Annotated in this window: 20 protein-coding genes and 1 pseudogene; 15 read left to right on the top strand and 6 right to left on the bottom strand. The window is 53.7% G+C overall.

Annotated elements, in window-relative coordinates; genetic code table 11:
* Positions 1-16: 16 nt before the first annotated feature.
* Both KW062_RS06315 and KW062_RS06310 read right to left on the bottom strand, forming a co-directional pair.
* Entirely contained in the window at positions 17-748 is a 732-nt protein-coding gene (locus KW062_RS06315) for a GntR family transcriptional regulator (protein WP_105754979.1), read from the bottom strand.
* Positions 749-899: 151 nt separating this feature from the next.
* A complete protein-coding gene (locus tag KW062_RS06310; protein ID WP_105754980.1) occupies positions 900-2,078 on the bottom strand; it encodes a LysR family transcriptional regulator in 1,179 nt (392 codons plus the stop codon).
* A 182-nt stretch (positions 2,079-2,260) separates the two neighbouring features.
* Here KW062_RS06310 and galB point away from each other — a divergent pair, with 182 nt between their 5' ends.
* The 10 genes and pseudogenes from galB to KW062_RS06260 all read left to right on the top strand — a co-directional run bounded on the left by galB (position 2,261) and on the right by KW062_RS06260 (position 11,267).
* Positions 2,261-2,995: a 4-oxalmesaconate hydratase gene (gene galB, locus KW062_RS06305; RefSeq protein ID WP_105754981.1), complete on the top strand. Its 735-nt coding sequence runs from the start codon at positions 2,261-2,263 to the stop codon at positions 2,993-2,995.
* Complete coding sequence (locus KW062_RS06300; RefSeq protein ID WP_105754982.1) at positions 2,992-3,708, top strand: 4-carboxy-4-hydroxy-2-oxoadipate aldolase/oxaloacetate decarboxylase; 717 nt, start codon at positions 2,992-2,994, stop codon at positions 3,706-3,708. The genes galB and KW062_RS06300 overlap by 4 nt, the downstream gene beginning before the upstream one ends.
* A 5-nt stretch (positions 3,709-3,713) precedes the next feature.
* Entirely contained in the window at positions 3,714-4,802 is a 1,089-nt protein-coding gene (locus KW062_RS06295; protein WP_105754983.1) for a 4-oxalomesaconate tautomerase, read from the top strand.
* Positions 4,802-5,713, top strand: coding sequence for an NAD(P)-dependent oxidoreductase (locus KW062_RS06290; RefSeq protein WP_105754984.1), 912 nt, complete (start codon positions 4,802-4,804; stop codon positions 5,711-5,713). The genes KW062_RS06295 and KW062_RS06290 overlap by 1 nt, the downstream gene beginning before the upstream one ends.
* A gap of 38 nt (positions 5,714-5,751) precedes the next feature.
* Complete coding sequence (locus KW062_RS06285) at positions 5,752-6,636, top strand: LysR substrate-binding domain-containing protein (RefSeq protein ID WP_105754985.1); 885 nt, start codon at positions 5,752-5,754, stop codon at positions 6,634-6,636.
* A gap of 115 nt (positions 6,637-6,751) precedes the next feature.
* Positions 6,752-7,615 (top strand): amidohydrolase family protein, encoded by an 864-nt coding sequence (locus tag KW062_RS06280; protein WP_105754986.1) that lies wholly within the window; start codon positions 6,752-6,754, stop codon positions 7,613-7,615.
* Positions 7,616-7,669: 54 nt separating this feature from the next.
* Positions 7,670-8,983, top strand: a complete 1,314-nt coding sequence (locus KW062_RS06275; RefSeq protein WP_105754987.1) for a dicarboxylate/amino acid:cation symporter — start codon at positions 7,670-7,672, stop codon at positions 8,981-8,983.
* A 90-nt stretch (positions 8,984-9,073) separates the two neighbouring features.
* Complete coding sequence (locus KW062_RS06270; protein WP_105754988.1) at positions 9,074-10,303, top strand: OprD family porin; 1,230 nt, start codon at positions 9,074-9,076, stop codon at positions 10,301-10,303.
* 296 nt (positions 10,304-10,599) lie between these two features.
* A pseudogene (locus tag KW062_RS06265) lies at positions 10,600-10,813 on the top strand (hypothetical protein).
* 16 nt (positions 10,814-10,829) lie between these two features.
* A complete protein-coding gene (locus KW062_RS06260; RefSeq protein WP_256351111.1) occupies positions 10,830-11,267 on the top strand; it encodes a LysE family translocator in 438 nt (145 codons plus the stop codon).
* Between the two features lie 192 nt (positions 11,268-11,459).
* On the opposite strand, the gene KW062_RS06255 is transcribed toward KW062_RS06260, so the two are convergent.
* Both KW062_RS06255 and KW062_RS06250 read right to left on the bottom strand, forming a co-directional pair.
* A complete protein-coding gene (locus tag KW062_RS06255; protein WP_105755054.1) occupies positions 11,460-11,891 on the bottom strand; it encodes a glycine zipper domain-containing protein in 432 nt (143 codons plus the stop codon).
* Between the two features lie 817 nt (positions 11,892-12,708).
* A complete protein-coding gene (locus KW062_RS06250; RefSeq protein WP_105754990.1) occupies positions 12,709-14,682 on the bottom strand; it encodes a BCCT family transporter in 1,974 nt (657 codons plus the stop codon).
* Positions 14,683-15,213: 531 nt separating this feature from the next.
* Between KW062_RS06250 and KW062_RS06245 the strand changes: the two genes are divergently transcribed.
* Positions 15,214-16,353 (top strand): ABC transporter substrate-binding protein, encoded by a 1,140-nt coding sequence (locus tag KW062_RS06245; protein WP_158261848.1) that lies wholly within the window; start codon positions 15,214-15,216, stop codon positions 16,351-16,353.
* Positions 16,354-16,358: 5 nt separating this feature from the next.
* Positions 16,359-16,814 (top strand): GGDEF domain-containing protein, encoded by a 456-nt coding sequence (locus tag KW062_RS06240; RefSeq protein ID WP_158261849.1) that lies wholly within the window; start codon positions 16,359-16,361, stop codon positions 16,812-16,814.
* Between the two features lie 113 nt (positions 16,815-16,927).
* On the opposite strand, the gene KW062_RS06235 is transcribed toward KW062_RS06240, so the two are convergent.
* Together KW062_RS06235 and KW062_RS06230 are read right to left on the bottom strand one after the other, a co-directional pair.
* The gene (locus KW062_RS06235; RefSeq protein WP_105754993.1) at positions 16,928-17,983 is read right to left on the bottom strand and encodes a c-type cytochrome; all 1,056 of its coding nucleotides are present in this window, start codon (positions 17,981-17,983) and stop codon (positions 16,928-16,930) included.
* Positions 17,984-17,993: 10 nt separating this feature from the next.
* On the bottom strand, positions 17,994-18,590 hold the full coding sequence (locus KW062_RS06230) for a c-type cytochrome (protein ID WP_105754994.1): 597 nt from the start codon (positions 18,588-18,590) through the stop codon (positions 17,994-17,996).
* Between the two features lie 243 nt (positions 18,591-18,833).
* Between KW062_RS06230 and KW062_RS06225 the strand changes: the two genes are divergently transcribed.
* From KW062_RS06225 to KW062_RS06215, 3 genes are all read left to right on the top strand, one after another.
* Positions 18,834-19,052 carry a hypothetical protein gene (locus tag KW062_RS06225; RefSeq protein ID WP_105754995.1) on the top strand — a complete coding sequence of 73 codons (219 nt, stop codon included), beginning with the start codon at positions 18,834-18,836 and terminating at the stop codon, positions 19,050-19,052.
* 632 nt (positions 19,053-19,684) lie between these two features.
* Entirely contained in the window at positions 19,685-20,230 is a 546-nt protein-coding gene (locus KW062_RS06220) for a hypothetical protein (RefSeq protein WP_105754997.1), read from the top strand.
* A 69-nt stretch (positions 20,231-20,299) separates the two neighbouring features.
* The gene (locus tag KW062_RS06215) at positions 20,300-21,163 is read left to right on the top strand and encodes a hypothetical protein (protein ID WP_105754998.1); all 864 of its coding nucleotides are present in this window, start codon (positions 20,300-20,302) and stop codon (positions 21,161-21,163) included.
* Positions 21,164-21,309 lie beyond the last annotated feature (146 nt).

Genomic DNA, 21,309 nt, shown 5'->3' with positions numbered 1-21,309 from the left:
ACTACACGGGCAGGCGCTAGCGGATATCCACGCTGTAGCGGAAGTGCTCCGCGTGTCCGCGAGAGCGACGCCATTCCAGTGGCGTACCGGCGTAATCACGAGCCAGTCGCTCGATCACCACCACCGGGCTGTTAACCGGCACTTGCAACAGGCGCGCGTGCACGTCGTTCACCGACTCGGCCGTGAGTGTCTCTTCTGCATAGGCAACGACCTGGCCGCAGAGGTCTTCGTAGATCGGATACAGCAATGGCCCTTTCAGACTGAGGTCGGTCTCAAGCAAGGGTTGGAAGCGACTACGCGGCAACCAGATTTCTTCGGCAAGCACCGGCTGAACCTCCAGCAGGCGCAAACGAACAATGCGAATGACCGGAGCATCGACGGGCAACCCCAGCGCTTGCGCTACGGCCGAGGGCGCGGCCACTGGCTCGATGGACAAGATGCGGCTCTCCGGCATTTGGCGTTCTCCGGCAGCCGTCTGGAATCGAAAGAAGCGAAACAGAGAGGATTGAAATTGTGGTCGGCGAATGAAAGTCCCTCGCCCCTGCTGACGCTCCAGAATGCCTTCACTGACTAACGCATCAATCGCTTTGCGCACCGTGCCGGTAGACAGTTCGTACTCCGCTGATAGCGCAGCCTCGGTAGGAATCGCCTCACCAGGACGCCAGCGATTTTTGGCGATCTGCTCAGCCAATTGGTCACGCAGGCGTTGGTAGAGCGGCAGGCGAGTATCACTAGGGAGAGAACTCATCGACTTTATTCACCTTGTTATATAGTCATCTATATGAATTTTGTGTCGAGTATTTCCCCAGACGACTCGACTGTCAAGAAGGGTCGAGTTGTCTTGCTGACGAATGGCTGCAATTCCTAAGGCGAGTCAAGATATGGAGGCTACGTACCTTTCAAGCAGTTTGCCTGATCACCACCTCACGAATCTTGTCCATCAACGCCTGCGCCGCTGGCGACTGAAGCGCTCCCATTCTTGTGATAAAACCAATTGGTCGCGTGGTATGGCTCAGGGAAAGTGGAAGCTGAACAAGATCACCGCTAACAATTTCGTATTCCAACTGGTGTGCTGAAACAGCGGCGAGCATGTCTGAGCGTAACAACACGCCGCGCAGAATCGCTAGGTCGCCCGTTTCAATCACGCAGCTAGGTACAGTGATGCCGATGTAGGCGAAAAACGCATCCAGCAGTTTTCTTGCGGGGGAACCCGCACGAGGCAGTATCCAACGCGCCGCACTTAAGTCCTCATAGACTGGAACCCGTTTTAACCAAGGATGGTCGCGGCGTACCAGGATGACCATTTCTTCCTGCAGCAAGGCCTCACTATGCAGGTCGCTGGCGTAGGCCGATGGACGTAGAGCCCCAAGCACAAAATCCACATCGCCTGCGCGCAGTTCACTTGCCAACAAGTCGAACGGGCTTTCGTTGGTTACGATTTGTACATGAGGGTGTTCCAAGGTCACGCGCACTATGGCTTCGGGCAATATCCCCGTGCGCCCAAGAGGCAAGGCCCCTACGTGCACGACGCCTTGAAGGGATCCACCCAAAGCAGCGATGTCTGCATCGATGTGACGCAGTTCATTAAGGGCTCGGCGCACCTGCACCAACATTACAAGACAGGCACGGGTGGGAAGCAAACCCTGTGAAGTACGTTCAAACAGGCCAGCCCCACTGCCTTGTTCTAGGACTTTAATGGCAGCACTGATCGCTGGTTGTGAAACCCCGAAAGTGCTCGCAGTGGTTTGCATATGGTGCGTTTCACAGAGTTTCGCAAAGATCTCCAAGCGTCGAATTTGGAACAGATAAAGCGGCTCCGCAACGTGACCTAATACCTGTCCAAGCAAGTGCGGTATAGCGAGCAATTCATCCATTGCCCTTCTAGCCCGAGGAACTGTGCACTCACCATACTTAGTCAGACGCATACCATCGACGTGTCGCTCAAACAGCGAAATACCGAGCCTTTTCTCTAAAGAATGGATGGAGCGCGTTACAACAGGCTGAGCACGAAACAGCACAGCGGATGCCTTAGAAACACTGCCGTATTCGACGACACGAAGGAACGCCCGAATCTGCATGAGATTGGGTAGTACAGGATTGTGCACGTGCACCTACCGAATTTTCGAGGAAGCAGATTTACAGCATGCAGAACCCATCGCGATAAGTAAAACGTATACCTGCCACCGCCGAACGCATTATTCAATTCCCTCCTCAAATGCGAACGTGGGCTCTATCAACCAACCGCAAAAAGAGCCCTCCGATGATCGATAAAATAAAAACCGCACTGGTTGTCAGCGCCCACTCAGCCGACTTCGTCTGGCGCGCTGGTGGCGCCATCGCGCTGCATGCCCAACAAGGTCACGCCGTTCATATCGTGTGCCTTTCCTATGGAGAGAGAGGTGAGTCGGCCAAGCTCTGGCGCAAAGGCGATATGTCTGAAGACAAGGTCAAAAAAGCGCGTCGCAGCGAGGCTGAAGCCGCAGCGGAGATCCTTGGCGCGAGCGTGGAGTTTTTCGATATCGGCGACTACCCGATGCGGGCCGACAAAGAAACGCTGTTTCGCTTAGCCGATGTATTTCGTCGCGTTCAACCGGAGTTTGTCCTCAGTCACTCGATCAAAGACCCTTACAACTATGATCACCCACTAGCGATGAACCTGACTCAGGAAGCCCGCATCATCGCCCAGGCTGAAGGCTACAAACCTGGCGAGAAAATTGTGGGCGCCCCGCCTGTCTACAGTTTCGAACCCCATCAGCCTGAGCAATGTGAATGGCGCCCGGATGTTCTGCTGGATATCACTGAGGTCTGGGACAAAAAATATGCCGCCATCCAGTGCATGGCAGGCCAGGAACATCTCTGGGAGTACTACACCCGTGTTGCGCTGCAACGTGGAGTGCAGGCCAAACGCAATGTGGGCATCACCTCCACCCGCAACATCGTTTACGCAGAGGGCTACCAAAGCATCTTCCCACGGGTAACGGAGAACTTGGCATGAGCACATTGATCGGAAAAACCGGCATTGTCGTACGCAATATTCCCCGTGCTGACTCGGCGTTGATCGACGAACTGGATCGCTTTGGGGTTGCCACCGTGCATGAAGCCCAGGGGCGTAAAGGCCTGCTAGATTGCGCCATTCGCCCGATCCAGCAAAACCAGAGCATTAGCGGAACAGCGGTAACCGTGTTGGTCGCGCCTGGTGACAACTGGATGTTTCACGTAGCAGTCGAACAATGCCAACCCGACGATATTCTTGTGGTCGCGACATCGTCGCCCTGCACCGATGGCTACTTCGGCGACTTGCTCGCTACCTCGTTAATGGCCAGGGGAGTACGCGCCCTGATCATTGACGCCGGTGTGCGCGATACCCGAACACTACGCGACATGGGCTTCAAGGTATGGTCGCGGGCAGTTCATGGCCAGGGTACCGTCAAGGAAACCCTGGGCTCAGTCAATGTGCCAATCATCTGCGCTGGCCAATTGGTCGAGCCCGGAGACGTTATCGTGGCAGACGATGATGGCGTAGTCGTTGTCCGCCGAGACGAGTTACCCGAAGTGTTTGAAACCAGCCGAAAACGCGCTCGGCTCGAAGAAGAGAAACGCGTACGCCTGGCAGCGGGTGAATTGGGGCTGGATATCTACGAGATGCGTCAGAAGCTCGCTGACCGAGGCCTGAGATACCACGACAGTCTCACTGACCTGCAAGGATAACCTTCATGCCCCAGACTCGTATTCCGTGTCTCTTGATGCGTGGAGGTACCTCCAAGGGTGCTTACTTCATGGCCGACGACCTGCCGCCCGAAGGCAAGCTGCGTGACCGAGTACTTTTGGCCGTCATGGGATCACCCGATGCACGCCAGATCGATGGCATTGGTGGAGCAAACTCACTGACCAGTAAAGTCGCAATCATCAGTCGCTCAAACCGTTCGGATGCCGATGTCGATTACCTGTTTGCCCAGGTCTCAGTCGATCAAGCTCAAGTTGATTACGGCCAGAATTGTGGAAACATCCTCGCTGGCGTCGGCCCATTTTCGATTGAGCGTGGGCTGATAAACACCGACAAATCGCAGACAAGCGTGCGGATTTTCATGGTCAATACCGGCCAGATCGCTGTAGCTAATGTACCCACGCCAGGCGGCATCATTGAGTACGCTGGTGAGACTCGAATCGACGGTGTTCCAGGCACCAGTGCCCCACTGATTGTCGAGTTTGAAAACATTGTCGGCTCCAGTTGCGGAACACTGCTACCGACTGGTCACGCCATTGATCGCATCGACGGTATCGAAGTCACGTGTATCGACAACGGGATGCCTGTTGTACTGATCAGGGCCGCTGATGTGGGTTGCACGGGTTATGAGCTCCCCGAGCAATTGGACGCCAACATCGAGCTCAAAGCGTTGTTGGAATCAATCCGACTGCAAGCGGGCCCTTTGATGAATCTGGGGGATGTCCGCGAGCGCACAGTACCGAAAATGTCATTGATAGCTGCCCCTCGCAGTGGTGGCGCAATTTGCAGCCGTACCTTCATTCCTCATCGCTGTCACACATCGATCGGGGTGTTCGGCGCTGTCAGTGTCGCCTCTGCTTGCCAGGTTGGGGGGACAGTTGCAAGCAACCTAGCCCAAGTGGAAACAGCTGATCGAGTGCAATTGTCTGTTGAGCATCCAACGGGAGAGTTTACGGTCGAACTTCGTTTGATTGCCGGTCAGTTAGCCGGGTGCGGATTGGTGCGCACGGCCCGACTTCTGTTCGACGGAAACGTTCTCATCCCTGGCGATATCTGGCAAAACTCGGTGAAATCATAATGACCACAACCTTGTCTCTAATCGGTTTCGGCGAAGCAGGCGCTATTTTCGGCCAAGACCTCGCCGCGCTGGATGTAAAAATCTACGCCTATGATCGACTCCTTGAAGACCCTGCTCAACGAACTGCACTGCGAGTTCGCTCTCAACGGTGTGGCGTTCAACTTTGTGAAAGTGCGGCTCAGGCGATAGCGCTTGGCGAGTGGGTAATATCAGCAGTCACGGCGGATAACGCACTCGAAGTCGCACTGAACGCGGCGCCACTGATGAGGCGTGGACAACTGTTCATCGACATCAACTCGGTCGCCCCCTCTACGAAGCACGCAGCGGCTACGGCCATGCAGCAATACGGCATCGATTACATCGATGCGGCTGTCATGGCACCAGTCCCCCCCCAGCGCTTGAAAACCCCCATTCTTTTGGGCGGCGAACGTGCTGACCAGGTTGCCGAACGATTGGGCGAGCTAGGAATGAACGTTCGGGTAGTGGCCAACGTGATCGGCGTAGCATCAGCAATCAAGATGTGTCGAAGCATCATGATTAAAGGCCTGGAAGCGCTCACAACCGAATGCCTGAGTACTGCTCGCCAGTACCATGCCGAGGATGAGGTGCTGGCTTCGTTGCACGAAAGTTTCCCGCAAATGGGTTGGGACGACGCCCTGCCTCACTACTTGATAAGTCGTGTGGCCGAACATGGTCGGCGTCGATCTGAGGAAATGAAGGAGGTGGCGAAAACTTCTCGCGACGTAGACGTTGTTCCGAACATGAGTCTTGCCATCGTCGATGCTCAAAAAGGGCTCGTCGACGCCATGCGTGACGCCGATATCGGTTACCCAAGTCTTGAGCCATTCAACTGGCCAAACCTAATCGACACGTTGTATGGCAGTCCAGTAGCCCGTGAAAGCGCTATATAGGAAAAGCGGTAACATAGCCTTTTACCAGAGTCGCGCTCATGGATCTAAAACAGCTCGAATGTTTCGTAAGGGTGGCCGAGTTCGGAAGTTTCACCAAGGCGGCGGCTGTACTGAACATTTCCCAGTCGGTTGTCAGCCGTCAGGTTAGGCAACTTGAGGTCGAACTGCAGGAGCATCTACTGCTGCGAAATGGTCGAGGGGTATTGCTTACCGCTTCCGGACAACGCTTGTTCGATCATGGCAAAGGAATCTTGCGTCAAGTGCAAGTGGCTCGTGAGGATCTCCGCGAACAACGCGATACCTTGTCGGGCAAAGTGGTCGTCGGGCTTCCTCCCAGCATTTCCCGACGACACACCGTGGCGCTGGTCTCGGCCTTTCGCGAACGCTTTCCCGACTGCATATTAGGTATCAAAGAGGGTCTGACTCACTCGATGCGCGAGTGGCTGCTACTCGGTCGCCTGGATTTCGCCCTACTCTTCAATCCTGGCCACAGCGCTCAATTGCAGTATGAGCACATCCATTCAGAGCCACTGATGCTCATCGGTGGCCAGCACTCGAACCTTCCCGCCCAGGTAGCGATGAAAGACTTGGGGCAATACCCTTTGATCACTCCCAGCGAACCTCACTCCATACGTCGTCTCATCGAAAGTGAAGCTTCACGTCACGAAGTGCACCTCAACGTATGTCTGGAAATCGATAGCATTCCGTCACTGCTGGAACTCATCAACCTCAACATGGGCTACGGTGTGCTTTTTCGCTCAGCTCTCACTAATAGCGACGGGAAACTGGAGGGGCTCAAAGCTGCGCAGATCGTTGATCCATCTATCCAGACACATCTATTCATCGGCACGTTTGAGCAACGCCCATTGTCTCGCTTGGCAGTAGAGACAATGGCTCTGGTTCGTGAAATCTGCATAGCCTAAGCAAGCGCATGCTAAATCAGCATAACTGCTAGAGCCCGCATCTGGTTGTTGTCGAGCGTAGAGACCGCCACCATCGGGGCTATCGCTTCCGCTAACAATGACCAAAGGACACGAGATGAAAACCTGCCTCGCACCTGACTCCCATCCTACAAAACCCATGCAGTCACTTCCTGTGGGTGCTTGGGATGCCCACTGCCATGTATTTGGCCCCGGGGCTGAGTTTCCCTATGCCGAAGATCGCAGCTATACACCGCCCGACGCACCTTTTGAAACTTTGCGGGCGTTGCACGACCACCTGGGGTTCACTCGTGGTGTGATTGTCCAAGCCAGCTGTCATGGCAGCGACAATCGCGCGATGTTGGACGCTATCGATCGTAGCGAAGGGCGGTATCGAGGGATAGCCATCGTGGACGGCAGTGAAACCGATGAGCAGCTTGCCGAGATGGACGCTGGAGGTGTTCGTGGGGTGCGATTCAACTTCGTTGCACATCTAGGTGGCGCGCCAGACCTGGATGTCTTTGACAGCACTGTTGATCGCCTGGCTGATCTGGGATGGCATGTAGTCCTACACCTTGATGCGCAAGACATCCTGACCTACTCGGAAAGACTCGCGCGTATCCCCGTACCTTTCATCATCGATCACATGGGGCGGGTCAAAGCTCAGGATGGCATTGAGCAGCAGCCCTTCATTGCCTTGCAGCAACTGATGGAGAATCCATTGGCGTGGGTGAAGGTATGTGGCGCGGAAAGGGTATCAGTGGGCCGTCGCCCCTTCGAAGACGCGGTTCCCTTTGCAGAGAGACTGATTGAAATCGCTCCAGACCGCGTGCTGTGGGGCACTGACTGGCCGCATCCGAACATTAGCAAAGATATGCCCAACGACGGGGAGTTAGTAGATCTGATGTTCAAGTTCTGTACTGACCCTCAGTTGCGTCAAAAGCTATTGGTCGAGAACCCCATGAAGCTTTACGGACGATAACCGCAACAGCCTTCGCTGCACCTCCAAAAATAAGACTTTCAGTGAGTGACCGCCATGAATCCTAGCCCAGCATCTGCTCAGGTCGAAGTAACAGTTCCGATCAAGGTGAAGACCAAGCCGCCCTTCTATCGCGCAATGTACTTCCAAGTACTTCTGGGGATTATCGCAGGCATCGCCGTCGGCCACTTTTGGCCCACCTTTGCCGCTGACCTTAAGCCGCTGGGTGATGCTTTCATCAAGCTAATCAAGATGATCATCGGCCCAGTAGTTTTCTGCACTGTCGTCACTGGCATCGCTGGCATGCGCGACTTGAAAAAGGTTGGTCGAGTAGGTGGCAAAGCACTGCTCTACTTCGAAGTGATTTCGACCGTTTCGCTGCTGATTGGCCTTATCGGTGGTCACCTTTTCAATCCAGGTGGTGGCTTCAATGTGGACGTTAATACCCTGGATGCATCGGCGGTCACCGGATTCGCTGAAAAAGCACAACACATGCATATGGTCGAATTCCTGATGGGGATTATCCCCTCGACATTTGTGCAGGCATTTGCCGAGGGCAACGTCCTTTGCATATTGCTGGTCTCAGTGCTTTTCGGATGCTCTTTGTCAGCTATGGGTGAAAAGGGCCGGCCGGTCTACGACATGATCGAAGGTCTCTCCGGCGTGTTCTTTCGCATCGTACACATCATTGCCAAGCTCTCCGCTGTCGGCGCATTCGGCGCCATCGCTTTCACGGTAGGTACTTACGGTGTTGGCTCACTGCTGCCACTGATGAAACTGGTAGGCAGCTTTTACGTGCTGTGCGCCTTGTTTGTGATCGTCGTTTTGGGCGGTGTGGCGAGAGTCTGCGGGTTTAGTATTCTTCGCTTCATCTCCTACATCAAAGAGGAACTGTTGGTCGTTCTTGGAACCAGCTCCTCTGAAGTGGTACTGCCACAAATTATGGAAAAGATGGAGCGTCTGGGCTGCTCAAAACCCGTTGTTGGACTGGTCATTCCTACGGGTTACTCATTCAACCTCGACGGCACTAACATCTACCTCACGATGGCGGTTCTTTTTATCGCACAAGCGCTGAATATCGATCTTACACTTTCGCAGCAACTGACATTGGTCATCGTGGCCATGCTCACCTCAAAGGGTGCTAGCGGTGTCTCAGGTGCAGCCTTTGTCATGCTAACCAGCACCTTGATGGTGGTGCCACTTGTCCCTGTAGCGGGGATGGTGCTGATTCTGGGAATCCACCGTTTCATGGGTACTGGCCTTGCTATGACTAACCTGGTTGGTAACGGTGTCGCGGCACTGGTTGTTTCAGCGTGGGAGAAGGAACTAGATCGCGACAAACTCGCCAAGGAACTTGGCACTAAGCCGTAACCCTTCTGCACTACCGATCACAACATCTCTAGAAGTCTCTGTTCGGTCTAATACCGAGCAGCGACTCCCTGCGTCAGGAAAATAATAAAAATGAGCCGCGCCATATATATAGCTGTGCTTGCATCCGTATTTTTCTCCATCGACACCACCATGGCCGACGGCTTTATCGCTGACAGCAAGATTCACTTAGAAGCACGAAACTTCTACTACAACGGTGATTATCGCCAAGGAGCTGGCGTATCGAAAAAAGAAGAATGGGCTCAGGGATTTTTGCTCAACTATGAATCAGGATACACACCAGGAGTCATTGGCTTCGGTGCTGACGCATTGATCTTTGCAGGCTACAAGCTGGATTCGAGTCCAGATCGCACTGGTAGCGGCCTCCTCCCAAAACGAGCTTCCGGTGAGGCTGCAGACGAATATTCAAAAGCTGGATACGTTGCAAAACTCAAGATATCCGAGACGTCGTTGCGCTATGGGATGTCATTACCAAAGGTACCGGTGCTGCAATACAACAACAGCCGGCTGCTTCCCCAGACATTCCAAGGTTGGCAGATTAGCTCTACCGACATCGACCGCCTGACCATAAATCTGGCTCAATTCAATAAGACGATTACACCTGATTCCACCGATCTGCAGGACATCAGCCTCGCGGTGAAAGACGGCCGATATCGTGCAACAGGTATCGGAGACTACTACCGGTATGGCGGTGGTGCATACAAGCTGACTCCCGAGTTGAGTGCAACGTACTTTTATGGCGAGCTTGATGATGTATACCGTCAGCAGTTCGCTGGCTTGGTACACAGCACACGTATCGGAAAAGGCACGCTCACTACTGATCTACGTGCTTTCGCAAGCAGTGATGTTGGTGCAGCTAAAGCCGGAGACGTCGATAACCGTGCATACGCCGCAGCGCTCAGCTACGCAGTGGGCAATGGGCATAGCGTCATGGCGGCCTATCAGGTCATGGAGGGCGCTACCGGCTTCCCTTACGTCAACAACCCCTATCTGCCGAACTACGTGCAATACCATGATTTCGGAAGTGCAGGCGAACGCAGTTGGCAGCTTCGGTACGGGTACGACTTTGCGGCCATGGGTATTCCTGGACTGAGCTTTTTTACAGCCTACACCCATGGAGATGGACTGAAGAAAGTCGGCACCGAAAAGGAATGGGAACGGGATATAGATGTGAGCTACGCTTTCCAGGGGTCGCTTAAAGGCTTTTCTGTGCGTCTAAGGAATGCAACCTATCGTAGTGATGATGCCCGCGATATTGACGAGACACGCTTAATCGCAACGTACCTGTTCACATCGTTTTAAACGATATGGAGTACCGTGGGAAATAAGCGGAGGCGTGCGGGATATGTCAAAAGTCGTATCGATTCTAATCATGCGTCCAACAAACGATGACCGATTGACTCCGCTCCCATCAGCAACTGAATTTTGATCGATGTCGTAAACTACGACCTATTCCTCCTCGAAAAAAGGGCCCTCGAAGGGCCCTTTTGTACTCAAACCAACATCACTTGGTCAGCCAGGACTCAACAGCGTCGAAGCCGTTCCTAACTGATTCAGACCTTTGTTGCTACGCTGTCCTCTTCCACGGAGGAATCACAATGTCGAACGCAGACCTGCTCCCTTCCCTACTCTTCAAGATCAATCAGAACCAGCTAGCCCTTGAAGCCGCGATTATGGAACTCACGCTCTGGGTGGAGCAGCGCGGTTCAGCTGAGGTCGCAGGCAACGTACGCGGTGCTTTGGACACAATCAGCAAGAAAGAATGAAGAGTTCATCAATATGTCGCTCGCGGTGCTGATGGCACCAGAATGACAGTCGGCTATCCGCACTGCTTCAGGCAGCACCAATGGCGATCGACGTGATTCGCCTGGCCGGTGTCGATTATCTGGTCTGGTTGGGGGGCGGGATGATCATCAATAGTCGCCAACCCGTGACGGCAGAGCCGCTACGAGAGCTGGGGGTTTTGCGCGACAGCGTGGTAGTGGAAGTGCTCAACCCGAAAACGGCATTGTTTTTTCTGACCTTTCTACCGCAATTCGTCGATGCCACCAGCGCCGCGTCGGTATGGCTGCAATTTCTGTTGATTAGCAACTTCGTCAACCTGGTCTTTTCCCTGGCTGACGTGATGGCAGTGCCAGGCGCTTCGCTACTTCGCGGCCCATTCTCGGCGACAGGCTTCCAACGTTTGGTACCTTGCGTGAGCAGCGCCATCCTGATTGGGCTAGGCTGCATATTCGTGCTGCAAAGCGGCATACCCACGAAGTAGGTGCACGCACACCAAATGGAAGCACCGCCAGTAACCTGGCGCCCGCGAGTGGCTTGGCAATGCCGCGATATCACGTCGCTGCTGTAAGACGCAGAAATGAATGCCACCGCCTGATAGCCGATCAATAGGGAGAAATCTACGTCCCCCCCCTTTTCAAAGAATGCGTCCAATGTTCAGTCTCGGAATCCAAGATCAATCGTCATGCTTGTGTCTATGTTTATTCTTGTACTTATTTTTATGCTTGTAATCGGAATCGTGGTGGTCGTTGTCATCGGCCATATTGTTGCCGATAGCACCACCTGCTGCGCCGCCCAGTCCAGCGCCGATCAAGCCACCGGTGGAACCACCGACACTGTTGCCGATTACCTGTCCACCCGCTGCACCGAGCCCCCCGCCAATAGCTGACTCGGTCTTCTTGCCACTCTTCGCGGTCATTGCGCCCCCAGCCGCGCCACCTACGCCGGCTCCAATCGCAGCGCCAGTGCTCCCTCCCACAGCCTGACCGACGACGCTACCAAGGGCGCCACCGACACCGCCACCGATAGCCGTGTTGCTGGTTTCGCTGGCGAAGGAGTACTGCGATACAAGAAGGCTTAGTACAACGAAAGATAATACTTTACGCATCAGGCAGACCTCTAGAAAGAAAAAAGAGAAGAAAAGTTTGTTGGCACATCGCATTCAGGTCAATGCATAACCGGCTGTACATTAATTTGGATCAATCAATCGGTGAGTAGTACGACCGCTTGTCGTTCGAATATGAGCTGCGGATTATCCCGCTAAGCGATGAATAGATAGTTATCGGCCCAGGCTGTGTGAAAATGCTTGGATCGCTTGTTTCCCTATGCTGATCAACTTCCCGAATCAAACATTGTTGATCTGGTTCATGTAGAAGAAACTCAAGTAAATCCGACGCTACGCAACGGTTTTTTTTGCGTTGCTCATCCCGTGGCATAGCGTCATCGGTGCAGAAATCTCAACACACTCTATGTCCAGTTCGCCATCTGGAAGGCCAAGCGGGATCCAGAAGCAAGGCGTCTAGTGAATAGCACTCGGCACGGTCGAACCACATCGTGAGCAAAAATCGTTTCTCTACCCGCTACGTTTGTGCTGACAGGTGATCGCATCCTGCTCTGCTTCTCAACAAAAGTCTGGAACCTTGACTAGCGTGGCGACATTATGGCCGACCCCGGCCAGCTTGCGGCACAGGGTGCAATGGCAGCGATAATAAAATCTTGGTTCAACCCCAGGGAAAAGCGTACAGCCGCGCAAAGACCTTGCCCTGATGCCATTTACATCTCCATTGAAGAATGTTTCATCGGTATTTACCAGTTCGAACGTTGGTATCGGAAAAAGTGGCCGTCAGAGTACTGATCTTTCATTGCCATTGATAAAGACCTACTCAGCAGTCGCATTATTGTGCCGGGGTTCATAGCGGCTGAGCTCAGCGCACCAGATGCAGATAGTGCAAATAACGTTCGTACTGATTGAGGATATCGCCGATCACGTCCTCACGGCTCCAGCCCATGATGTCGTAGTCCTGCCCCCCTTCTCGCAGGTGGACTTCAGCGCGAAAGTATTTGCGGGCGTCAGAGCCATCCTCGCTATCACCAACCACGAAACTCGGGCTGGTGAACGCACGCGGGCGTACTTCATAGAGGAAGCGCCCTTCCCCTGCCTGCAACAACTCCAATACCACACTGCCACCCTCGGACTCATTCACCGTGACCTCATAACCCTGCTTGCGCAATTCGCCAGCCACCTCTTCACAAGCGGGTTTGACCACCTCGGTGATGAAGCGATTGACATGGGCACGTCGGGGACGCATCGCAATACCGCGCAATCGCCGCTGCCATCCGCCATGAGGGTGGCGGGTGTTATGCAGCCCAGGCAACGCCTGGTTGCGCAGCCCACGGCGGGTAGCGTCCAGACTGAGCGCCTTGAACAAACCCCATATGGACGCCAGCAGAATGATCGAGAACGGCAAGGCACTGGCGATCGTTGCGGTCTGCAGTGCCTTCAACCCATTGGCCAGCAGCAGTGCAATGGCCACTATTCCGATCGTCACCGACCAGAAAATGCGCTGCCATAATGGAGAGTGGTCATGCCCGGACGACGCCAGCATGTCGACCACCAGTGCCCCCGAATCGGCGGAGGTGACGAAAAACACCACCACCATCAGGACTGCCAGCATCGAGATCAAACCGGAAAAAGGGAAATGCTCTAGAAAGGCAAATAACGCCAGCGAACTGTCCTGATCAATCACCTTCGCCAACTCTGTGACGCCCTCGTTGAGAATCATATGGATTGCCGAATCGCCGAATATTGTCATCCACAACAACGTAAAGCCGGCCGGTACGAAGAGGACACCACAGACAAATTCGCGAATGGTTCTACCGCGCGATATGCGAGCAATAAACAACCCCACAAACGGTGACCAAGACAGCCACCAGCCCCAATACAACAGCGTCCATCCACCGATCCAGTCGGTGGGTTCGTAGGCGTACAAGTTGAATGTCTTGTTCACGATGTCTGACAAATACGCGCCAGTGTTTTGCACGTAAGCCTGAAGCAGAAAAACCGTCGGCCCCAGCAACAGTACAAAGATCATTAGCACTACGGCCAACCCGAGGTTGATCTCGGACAGTATGCGGATCCCCTTGTCCAGTCCGCTGGCGACCGACAGCGTTGCGAGCGCGCAAGTCGCCGTGATCAATATGACCTGAACCGTGGTGTTCACAGGCAGGCCGAACAAGTGATGGAAACCACTGTTGATCTGTAGCACGCCATAACCCAACGAAGTCGCCACACCAAACACGGTACCGAGGATGGCAAATACATCCACGGCATGACCAATCGGGCCGTAGATTCGCTCGCCAATCAACGGATATAACGCCGAGCGCAAGGTCAGTGGCAGGCCATTGCGAAAGCTGAAATAGGCCAGGATCAACGCAACCATTGCGTAGATCGCCCAGGCGTGCAGGCCCCAGTGAAAGAAAGTGATTTTCATCGCTTCGCGCGCTGCGGCGACTGTGCCACCCTCGCCCACTGGCGGGCTGGTGAAATGCATGACCGGCTCAGCCACCCCAAAAAACATCAAGCCGATGCCCATGCCTGCGGAAAACAGCATGGCAAACCAACTGCTATTGCGATAATCCGGCTCGCTGTGATCCGGCCCCAACTTGATATCCCCATAGCGACTCACGGCAAGAAACACCACGCTGATCAGAATCAGGGCGACAGCCAAGATATAAAACCAACTGGCATTAGTATTGATCCAGCGCTGTATGTGATCGAACTGAGTCTGGGCTTCGACCTGAAAGACGACGGTGTAAAGAACCAACAACAAAATCAGAATCGCGCTGGTATAGAACACCGGCGGATTTAGGGTGCTCTTTGGCTTGGAGGGGCTGTCCATAAATGAGTCGCTCTCTTTTGAAGCAAAGAGTTCACATGTCCTGTCCAACATGCGCGTGGGCTACAACTACTCATCGAGTGTAGTCCAGAAGAATTTCATTTCATTTCCGCGTACTGTTCACCTTGGATAAAGCGCTTCATGGGCGGTTCCCTGCGATGAAATCCTCAGAAATCATAGCAAGGGTTCGCGCAGGCGTTTTTACACACTCTCGGCCAACAGCGGTCGCACGCATAAGGTCGCATATTAGTTGTTTCACCAGCTTGCACGCCTCAACCGCTACTCCTTTACCTAGAGCCTGGAGTTCGAGCGCTTCAAAATTTCAATCGATGAGGTGAAGGTCGCTTTCGTGCAGAACTCGGGGAACCGTAGAAGCCGTTTTTCTTATCCCGACACGTGATTGCTGGTACCGCATAAGTGATGCCACAATGCCACACGAAGTCCCGCACCCTAAGCAATAACCGCGACTCACGGACGACCACCATGCCCAGTCTCTGTTGCTGCTCTATCACGCCACGCCAGCCGGAGAGAGCCTTGTCGACTCGTCTGCGTCGACTGCTGTTCTTCGTGCTGCTCTCAGGTCAGGCCGCGTGGGCAAACCCCGTCACCCAACAGAATGACGACGTACAGGTGATTGACGTCCAGCTACGTTGGAAACATCAGTTCCAGTTCGCTGGCTACTACGCCGCCATCGCCCAGGGCTATTACCGCGAAGAAGGTCTGGAGGTGCGCCTACACGAAGGTGGCCCCAGCATCACACCGGTCGAAGAAGTGCTCTCCGGGCGCGCCCAGTACGGCGAAGCCAACAGCGAATTGCTCTACGCACGTTTGCAGGGCAAGCCCTTGGTGGCGCTGGCGGTGATTTTTCAACACTCCCCCTCAGTGCTCCTGGCTCGCGCCGACAAAGGTGTTCACTCCGTGCATGATCTGATCAGCAAGCCGGTGATGCTGATGGATGCACAGACCGATGCCGAGTTTCTGGCCATGTTTCGCCACGAGGGTATAGCCCTCGATAAACTGCAATTGCTACCCAGCAGTTTTAAAGTCGAGGATCTGGCCAACGACAAAGTGACGGCCTTCAACTCCTACCTGACCAACGAGCCCTTCTACCTGCAACAGCGCGGCATCGACTACAACATTATCGCGCCCATCACCTACGGGATCGACTTCTACAGCGACATCTTATTCACCAGCCAGGGCGAGATTGACGATCATCCACAACGGGCCGAGGCCTTCCGCCGCGCCAGTCTGCGTGGTTGGCGCTATGCGATGGACAACCCCGAGCAAATCATAGACCTGCTGCTCAATCAGTATTCGGTGAAGAAAAGCCGCGCACACCTGCAGTTCGAAGCTCAAGCCATGCGGGCGCTGGTGCTACCCGACCTGATCGAGATCGGCCACATGAACCCCGGGCGCTGGCAACGTATGGCTGAAGACTTCCTCGAACTGGGCATGGTCAGCAATATCGAAGGTCTGAAGGACTTCATCTATGATCCTAATCCGCCACAGCTTGAGCGACTGCGCAAAATTATTGTCCTGATCAGCATTGGCTGCGCGCTGGCGCTGATGCTCACCCTGATTCTGTTGAGGGCCCAGCGCCGCCTGCACAACGAGATCAAGTTACGCAAACAGGCCGAAGAAGAAGTACGCAAACTGCTTTCAATGACAGCCTGACTGGTTTGCCCAATCGCAACAGTTTTATCCCCTTCGCTACTCAGAAGCTGCTCAACGCCGAGCGTTGTGGGGAGCACCTGGCGCTGTGCTATATCGATCTGAACAACTTTAAGCAGGTCAATGACCGTTTCGGCCACCAGGCGGGCGATGCCATCCTGATCCACGCGGCTTGGGCCATAAAATCCAATATTCGCGAGTTCGAAATAGCCGCGCGCATGGGCGGGGACGAATTCGTCGTGTTGCTCGACGGCGCGCATCACAGTAGCGATATCCAGCGTGTCACCCAGGAAATCTGCAAGGCCATCGCCTTGGCCATTCCTTGGAAAAACAGCCAGATCAAGGTCAGTGCCAGCCTTGGCGTGGCGCTGTACCCGGAAGATGGTGAATACCTCGACGAGCTGATGTTCAAGGCCGATACCGCCATGTTCCAAAGCAAAGCCAGTATCACTGCGCAGGGCTGAACCTGTTTACGAGCGGCTGTGCATCGGGCATGTGCCTTATCGATATTCCGATTCTCGATTATTAATCGAGCAGTTCCCCGTCATCTCGATGACTCCTCTACGACTCCCGCCTACTAGGGCTGGATCCCGGCAGGGAATGCCTGACTTCCCAGCGGCGCACCGTCAACGGTCTTACCGTAATAGCCCTGATCCGAGTCATGAAACGCTTTGGTGGTTCTTGATAGGTCACCGTCAAATCGGGGATCCTGCGGTCGTTCGCGGCTATTCATGAACGCCGCCACATCCCAGGCCTGCTGAACATCGAGTTGCACCCCCTTGCCCAGCGGCATGTTTTCGAAAATGAAAGTGGCGGCAGTATTGACCCTATGCATTCCGGCTCCCCAGTTGTAGGACTCCGGCCCCCAGAGTGCAGGGATGACGGGGACGCCGGCCATCAAGCGCCCTTGGCCTTGTTCACCATGACACACCGCGCAGTGCTGGGCGTAGACCTGTTTTCCACGTAAGGGAGACGCTGGCTGGGTTGGTTCCTGCAGAGCAGCAAATGCGCGGCCCGGCATGTGCTCGCGCCCGGCCAGCTTGACTTGACCTGTCAGTGGCCCAGGAAGGACGAACGAGTCGTCTCTCCCACCCAGTTGAAGTCGCGTGTCGTTGAGTTCGGGCACGGGCTTGTCCCGCATGCCGTACATATCGAGCAACCCACCCATTAGTAACCAATATGAATAAGCGGACATAGCCACCAACTCGGGGGAACCAATAGCTGGAGCTTTTCCATTCATCGAATAATTGAAGCAGCCTTGGATGCGCTCTGCAAAATTGCTCACCCGGTTATCCTTTTTGCGAAACGCTGGGTAGGCTAAATAGGCAGCCCACATTGGCGCGGCATAGGCTTTTGTACCGGCATCCAAATGACAGTTGGTGCAATTGAGCGTATTGCCAACATAACGACCCTTGAGTTGCTGGGTATCGACAAACAGCTCGTATCCCTTGCGCACCTTGTCACCAAAAGCGTCGTTGGGAATACGCGACAGGTCACGCGGCGTGAAATAGTGCAGGTCAGCCGCTTTGGGCTGGGCTGCAATTTCATCTTGCATGTCCGGATAGGCGCCCAGGACTAGATTCGGAAGTACACTGCAGAGCAGTATCACCTGCCTGAGTTTGGCAAATCTCATGACTGTTTCCTCACCGAATAGACGACAGATAGCTAGCTAGCGCCTGAATATCTTTTCCGCTCAAACGATTGGCGATGGTGCCCATCATGTTATCCGGGTCACCACTTCGCTCGCCCTTCTGCCAAGCTACTAATTGCGCACCCAGGTAATCCGCCTGCTGCCCAGCGAGACGCGGGAAGGGGCCTCCTCCCACTGCGGCCGGCCCATGGCAGCTAAAGCAAGCAGGTATATCCCGTGTGGGGTCACCCTGATAGTAGAGCTGCTCCGCGAGCGACTTAGGCTGACGCTGTCCTCGCAACTGCAATTGCGGTTGTTTCCCTTGGGCAGCGAAATAGGCTGCCACGGGTTCACGCAGTTGAGGGTCGGTATAGCCCTGAGCCATTGGGGTCATCTGTATGTTGCTGCGCCGCCCAGAAATGAAGTGCCCAATCTGTGCGTAAATGTATTCCTTCGACAGTCCTGCGAGCATCGGGCCTTTGGCTGTGCCCAAACCATGTTCGCCATGACAGGCGACACAGGGTTGTGCCTCTCTCGGCATTTCTTGTGCACAAACTGTTCCTACAACCCCGACTATAAGCAGCACCGCAGCCTTTCTCACAAGACGCATCTAGCACCCCCAATTCATCTAATTGGTCAAGAATGCCAACAGCATAGGTGAGAAATAACTGGAGGACTTGGAGCCATTCACTTTCTTGTACGCCTAATTTTCAATGACCTTCAGCCCTAACTGGTCGCCGCTGAGCTTGAATTTCATTAGCCTCGCCAAATGCGACAGAAAGTAGTGGCGAAATGACTGCAAGTGAGTTATTAATCTCACCGCTTGACAAGGAGATGGTTCAAGGAGAAATGTATGGTGACTGATCGCGAAATTGCACTTGAGCAGGCACTTGTTGCGTTTATTGGAGCTGTGGTGGCCAGCGGAATAGACTCGGCCGCTTTGGTTGAAAGTGCGACGTTTGGTTTACTTGAGGGTGAACATTACCGCTGGGTTGGCTTTCCCCATTTGTCGAATGCCATTCAGGTATTGCGTGTTGCCCATGAACAGGTGTTGAACAATCCCTCAGAGTAACAAACGCCTGAGTGAAGGCGACAGACGGCATCGCCCCAAGTGGATTGACCCTATAAGGTTCATAGTCATCTACCCGCCCAACCGCAATCCATAGCGCTCAAACGAAACTGAACAAGAACCTCTGCGCCATTTCGCATTGACGGCTAATGGTAAAACCATAAGTCCCTTACATCATCCGTCACAGAATTAATAATGCTTCCTCGACCTCAATACAAGGCACACATTCGATTCGGCGCCTATTCGCAAGCCACTCCCTGGTTTTTCCCACATCGAAAATTTGCCCTTGCTCCATTAGCGTTAGAACCAACGCATCCGCCACGCGATACCGTCCGCAACTTGGGCAATCTCTTTCTTCCCAAGCCCCTTTGCAATTAATACGCTCTGCTGTACCAGCGCATATCAAACAGTTCATCGGCAGCCTCCTTTCTTCACTATTTTTTGCCACCTATACAGTTTTTTCCGCTGGAAGGCTACAGCGATTCGACCCGCCCCTCCTCCAATGCATCACGACACGCTTCCAACGACAAGCGGTTCCTGGTCTGGAGGTACTCACTCGACACACGGAAGGGGAATCCAAATTTTGTACTAAGCTAGAACGATCTATGGTCACAAGCTTTTTCTAGGGGAACAATATGAAAGCAGTGCTGCTCACCATAAAGCATGAAGTCATCAAGGCAATTCCACCTACGCTATTCTTTTTCGTCATTCTGCACATAGTAGCGGCCATCCGTTCGCTCATGATTAAAGGAACGGGCGTTTCGCTTCCGGTTTCAGCGTCGGTTCTGATTGCTTCTCTAATACTTGGCAAGTCAGTATTAGTTACAGATATGTTGCCCTTTATTAACCGCTTTCCGGAAAAGCCACTGATTTGGAATGTCACCTGGAAGACGCTTATGTATACCTTGGTCGCGCTTGTTGTTCATTATCTGGAACGGCTATATGAGTTCTGGAAAGAAGCTCCGAGCATCATGGATGCGAACTCCACGCTTTGGAACGCTATGAATTGGCCCCAATTTTGGGCGGTACAGCTTCTGCTCGTTACGTTGATATTCATGTACTGCGTTATCTCGGAGCTTGCGCGTGCCATCGGACATGATCGTCTGAAAAAAATGTTCATAGGGCCGCTCCCATCGGTAGGCACCGAAAATCAAAGGCCATCCGAAAACCATACAAAGTGAGACGCTGAGTCATAGATGGGTTGGCAAGCTCGGCTGCGCCTAACGTCAAGTTGACAATGGAGATTAACCATGCGCATCCCTTTTCCTATCCCTACCTTCTTATGCCTAATCTCCTTGGTCAACACTCAGGGAGCCATTGCGCAGGAGCAAGAAAATGACTCCGCTAATGCGGTGGCGCAAAAACTCGCGAACCCCAACACCGATCTCGCCAAACTGACATTTAAGAATGAAATGTACTGGTTTGATGGCAAGCTTCCCGGCGCCGATAAACATGGTTTCGGAACCCTCTTTCAGCCCTCATTTCCGATTAGCCTCGACGATGGATATATGATTTTCGCTCGTCCCGCGATTCCGATTATTTACGAGGGGCCCGTCCACAACAGTCAAACAGGAAGCTTTCAAGACGAAGCGGGCTTGGGGGATATGGGATTCGATCTCTCTTTTGGGCACGGCTCCGCGTCAGGCAATATTTGGTCAGTCGGTATCACCGGCTCTTTGCCTACCGCCACCAAAAGCGAGCTAGGCAACGGCCAAGTTAGCCTCGGCCCAGAGCTCTTTGTTGCCAAAAAGACTCAAACGTACATCGTGGGTATATTCCCCTCTCACCAATGGGACGTTGCTGGTTGGGGCGAGACCCCCGTCAATCGAACCTCCATAGAACCTTTGGCCCTCGTTCTTCCCGGCAATGCTTGGATCTATGGCACAAATCCGACCATGACCTACGACTGGGAAACCGATCAATGGACGATTCCCATCAACCTCACAGCTGCCAAAACAATAATTATTGGCGACACACCTTGGCGTTTTGGTGTCGAAGTCAATTACTACACAGAGCGTTCCGACGCATTCGGCCCTCGATGGATGCTTGGCTTCAATGTCACTCCTGTGGTTAAAAACGTTTTCGCGGATTGGCTCCGTAAGCGAGCCCCTTGACGTTTACACGTCCTACCCATGAAGCCTTAACTGAACGTACGTTCGATATCGGCTGGTTTAATTCAGAACCAGAGGCATTAAAAAATGTTTCTAATTTTTACAGAGATCGCCAGGGCCTTTTCTTACCCTCTTCTCACAGATTCCAT

Origin of the sequence: Pseudomonas fluorescens (genome assembly GCF_019212185.1) — a bacterium.
Taxonomy (GTDB): domain Bacteria; phylum Pseudomonadota; class Gammaproteobacteria; order Pseudomonadales; family Pseudomonadaceae; genus Aquipseudomonas.
This window is presented reverse-complemented; position numbering and strand designations above follow the sequence as displayed.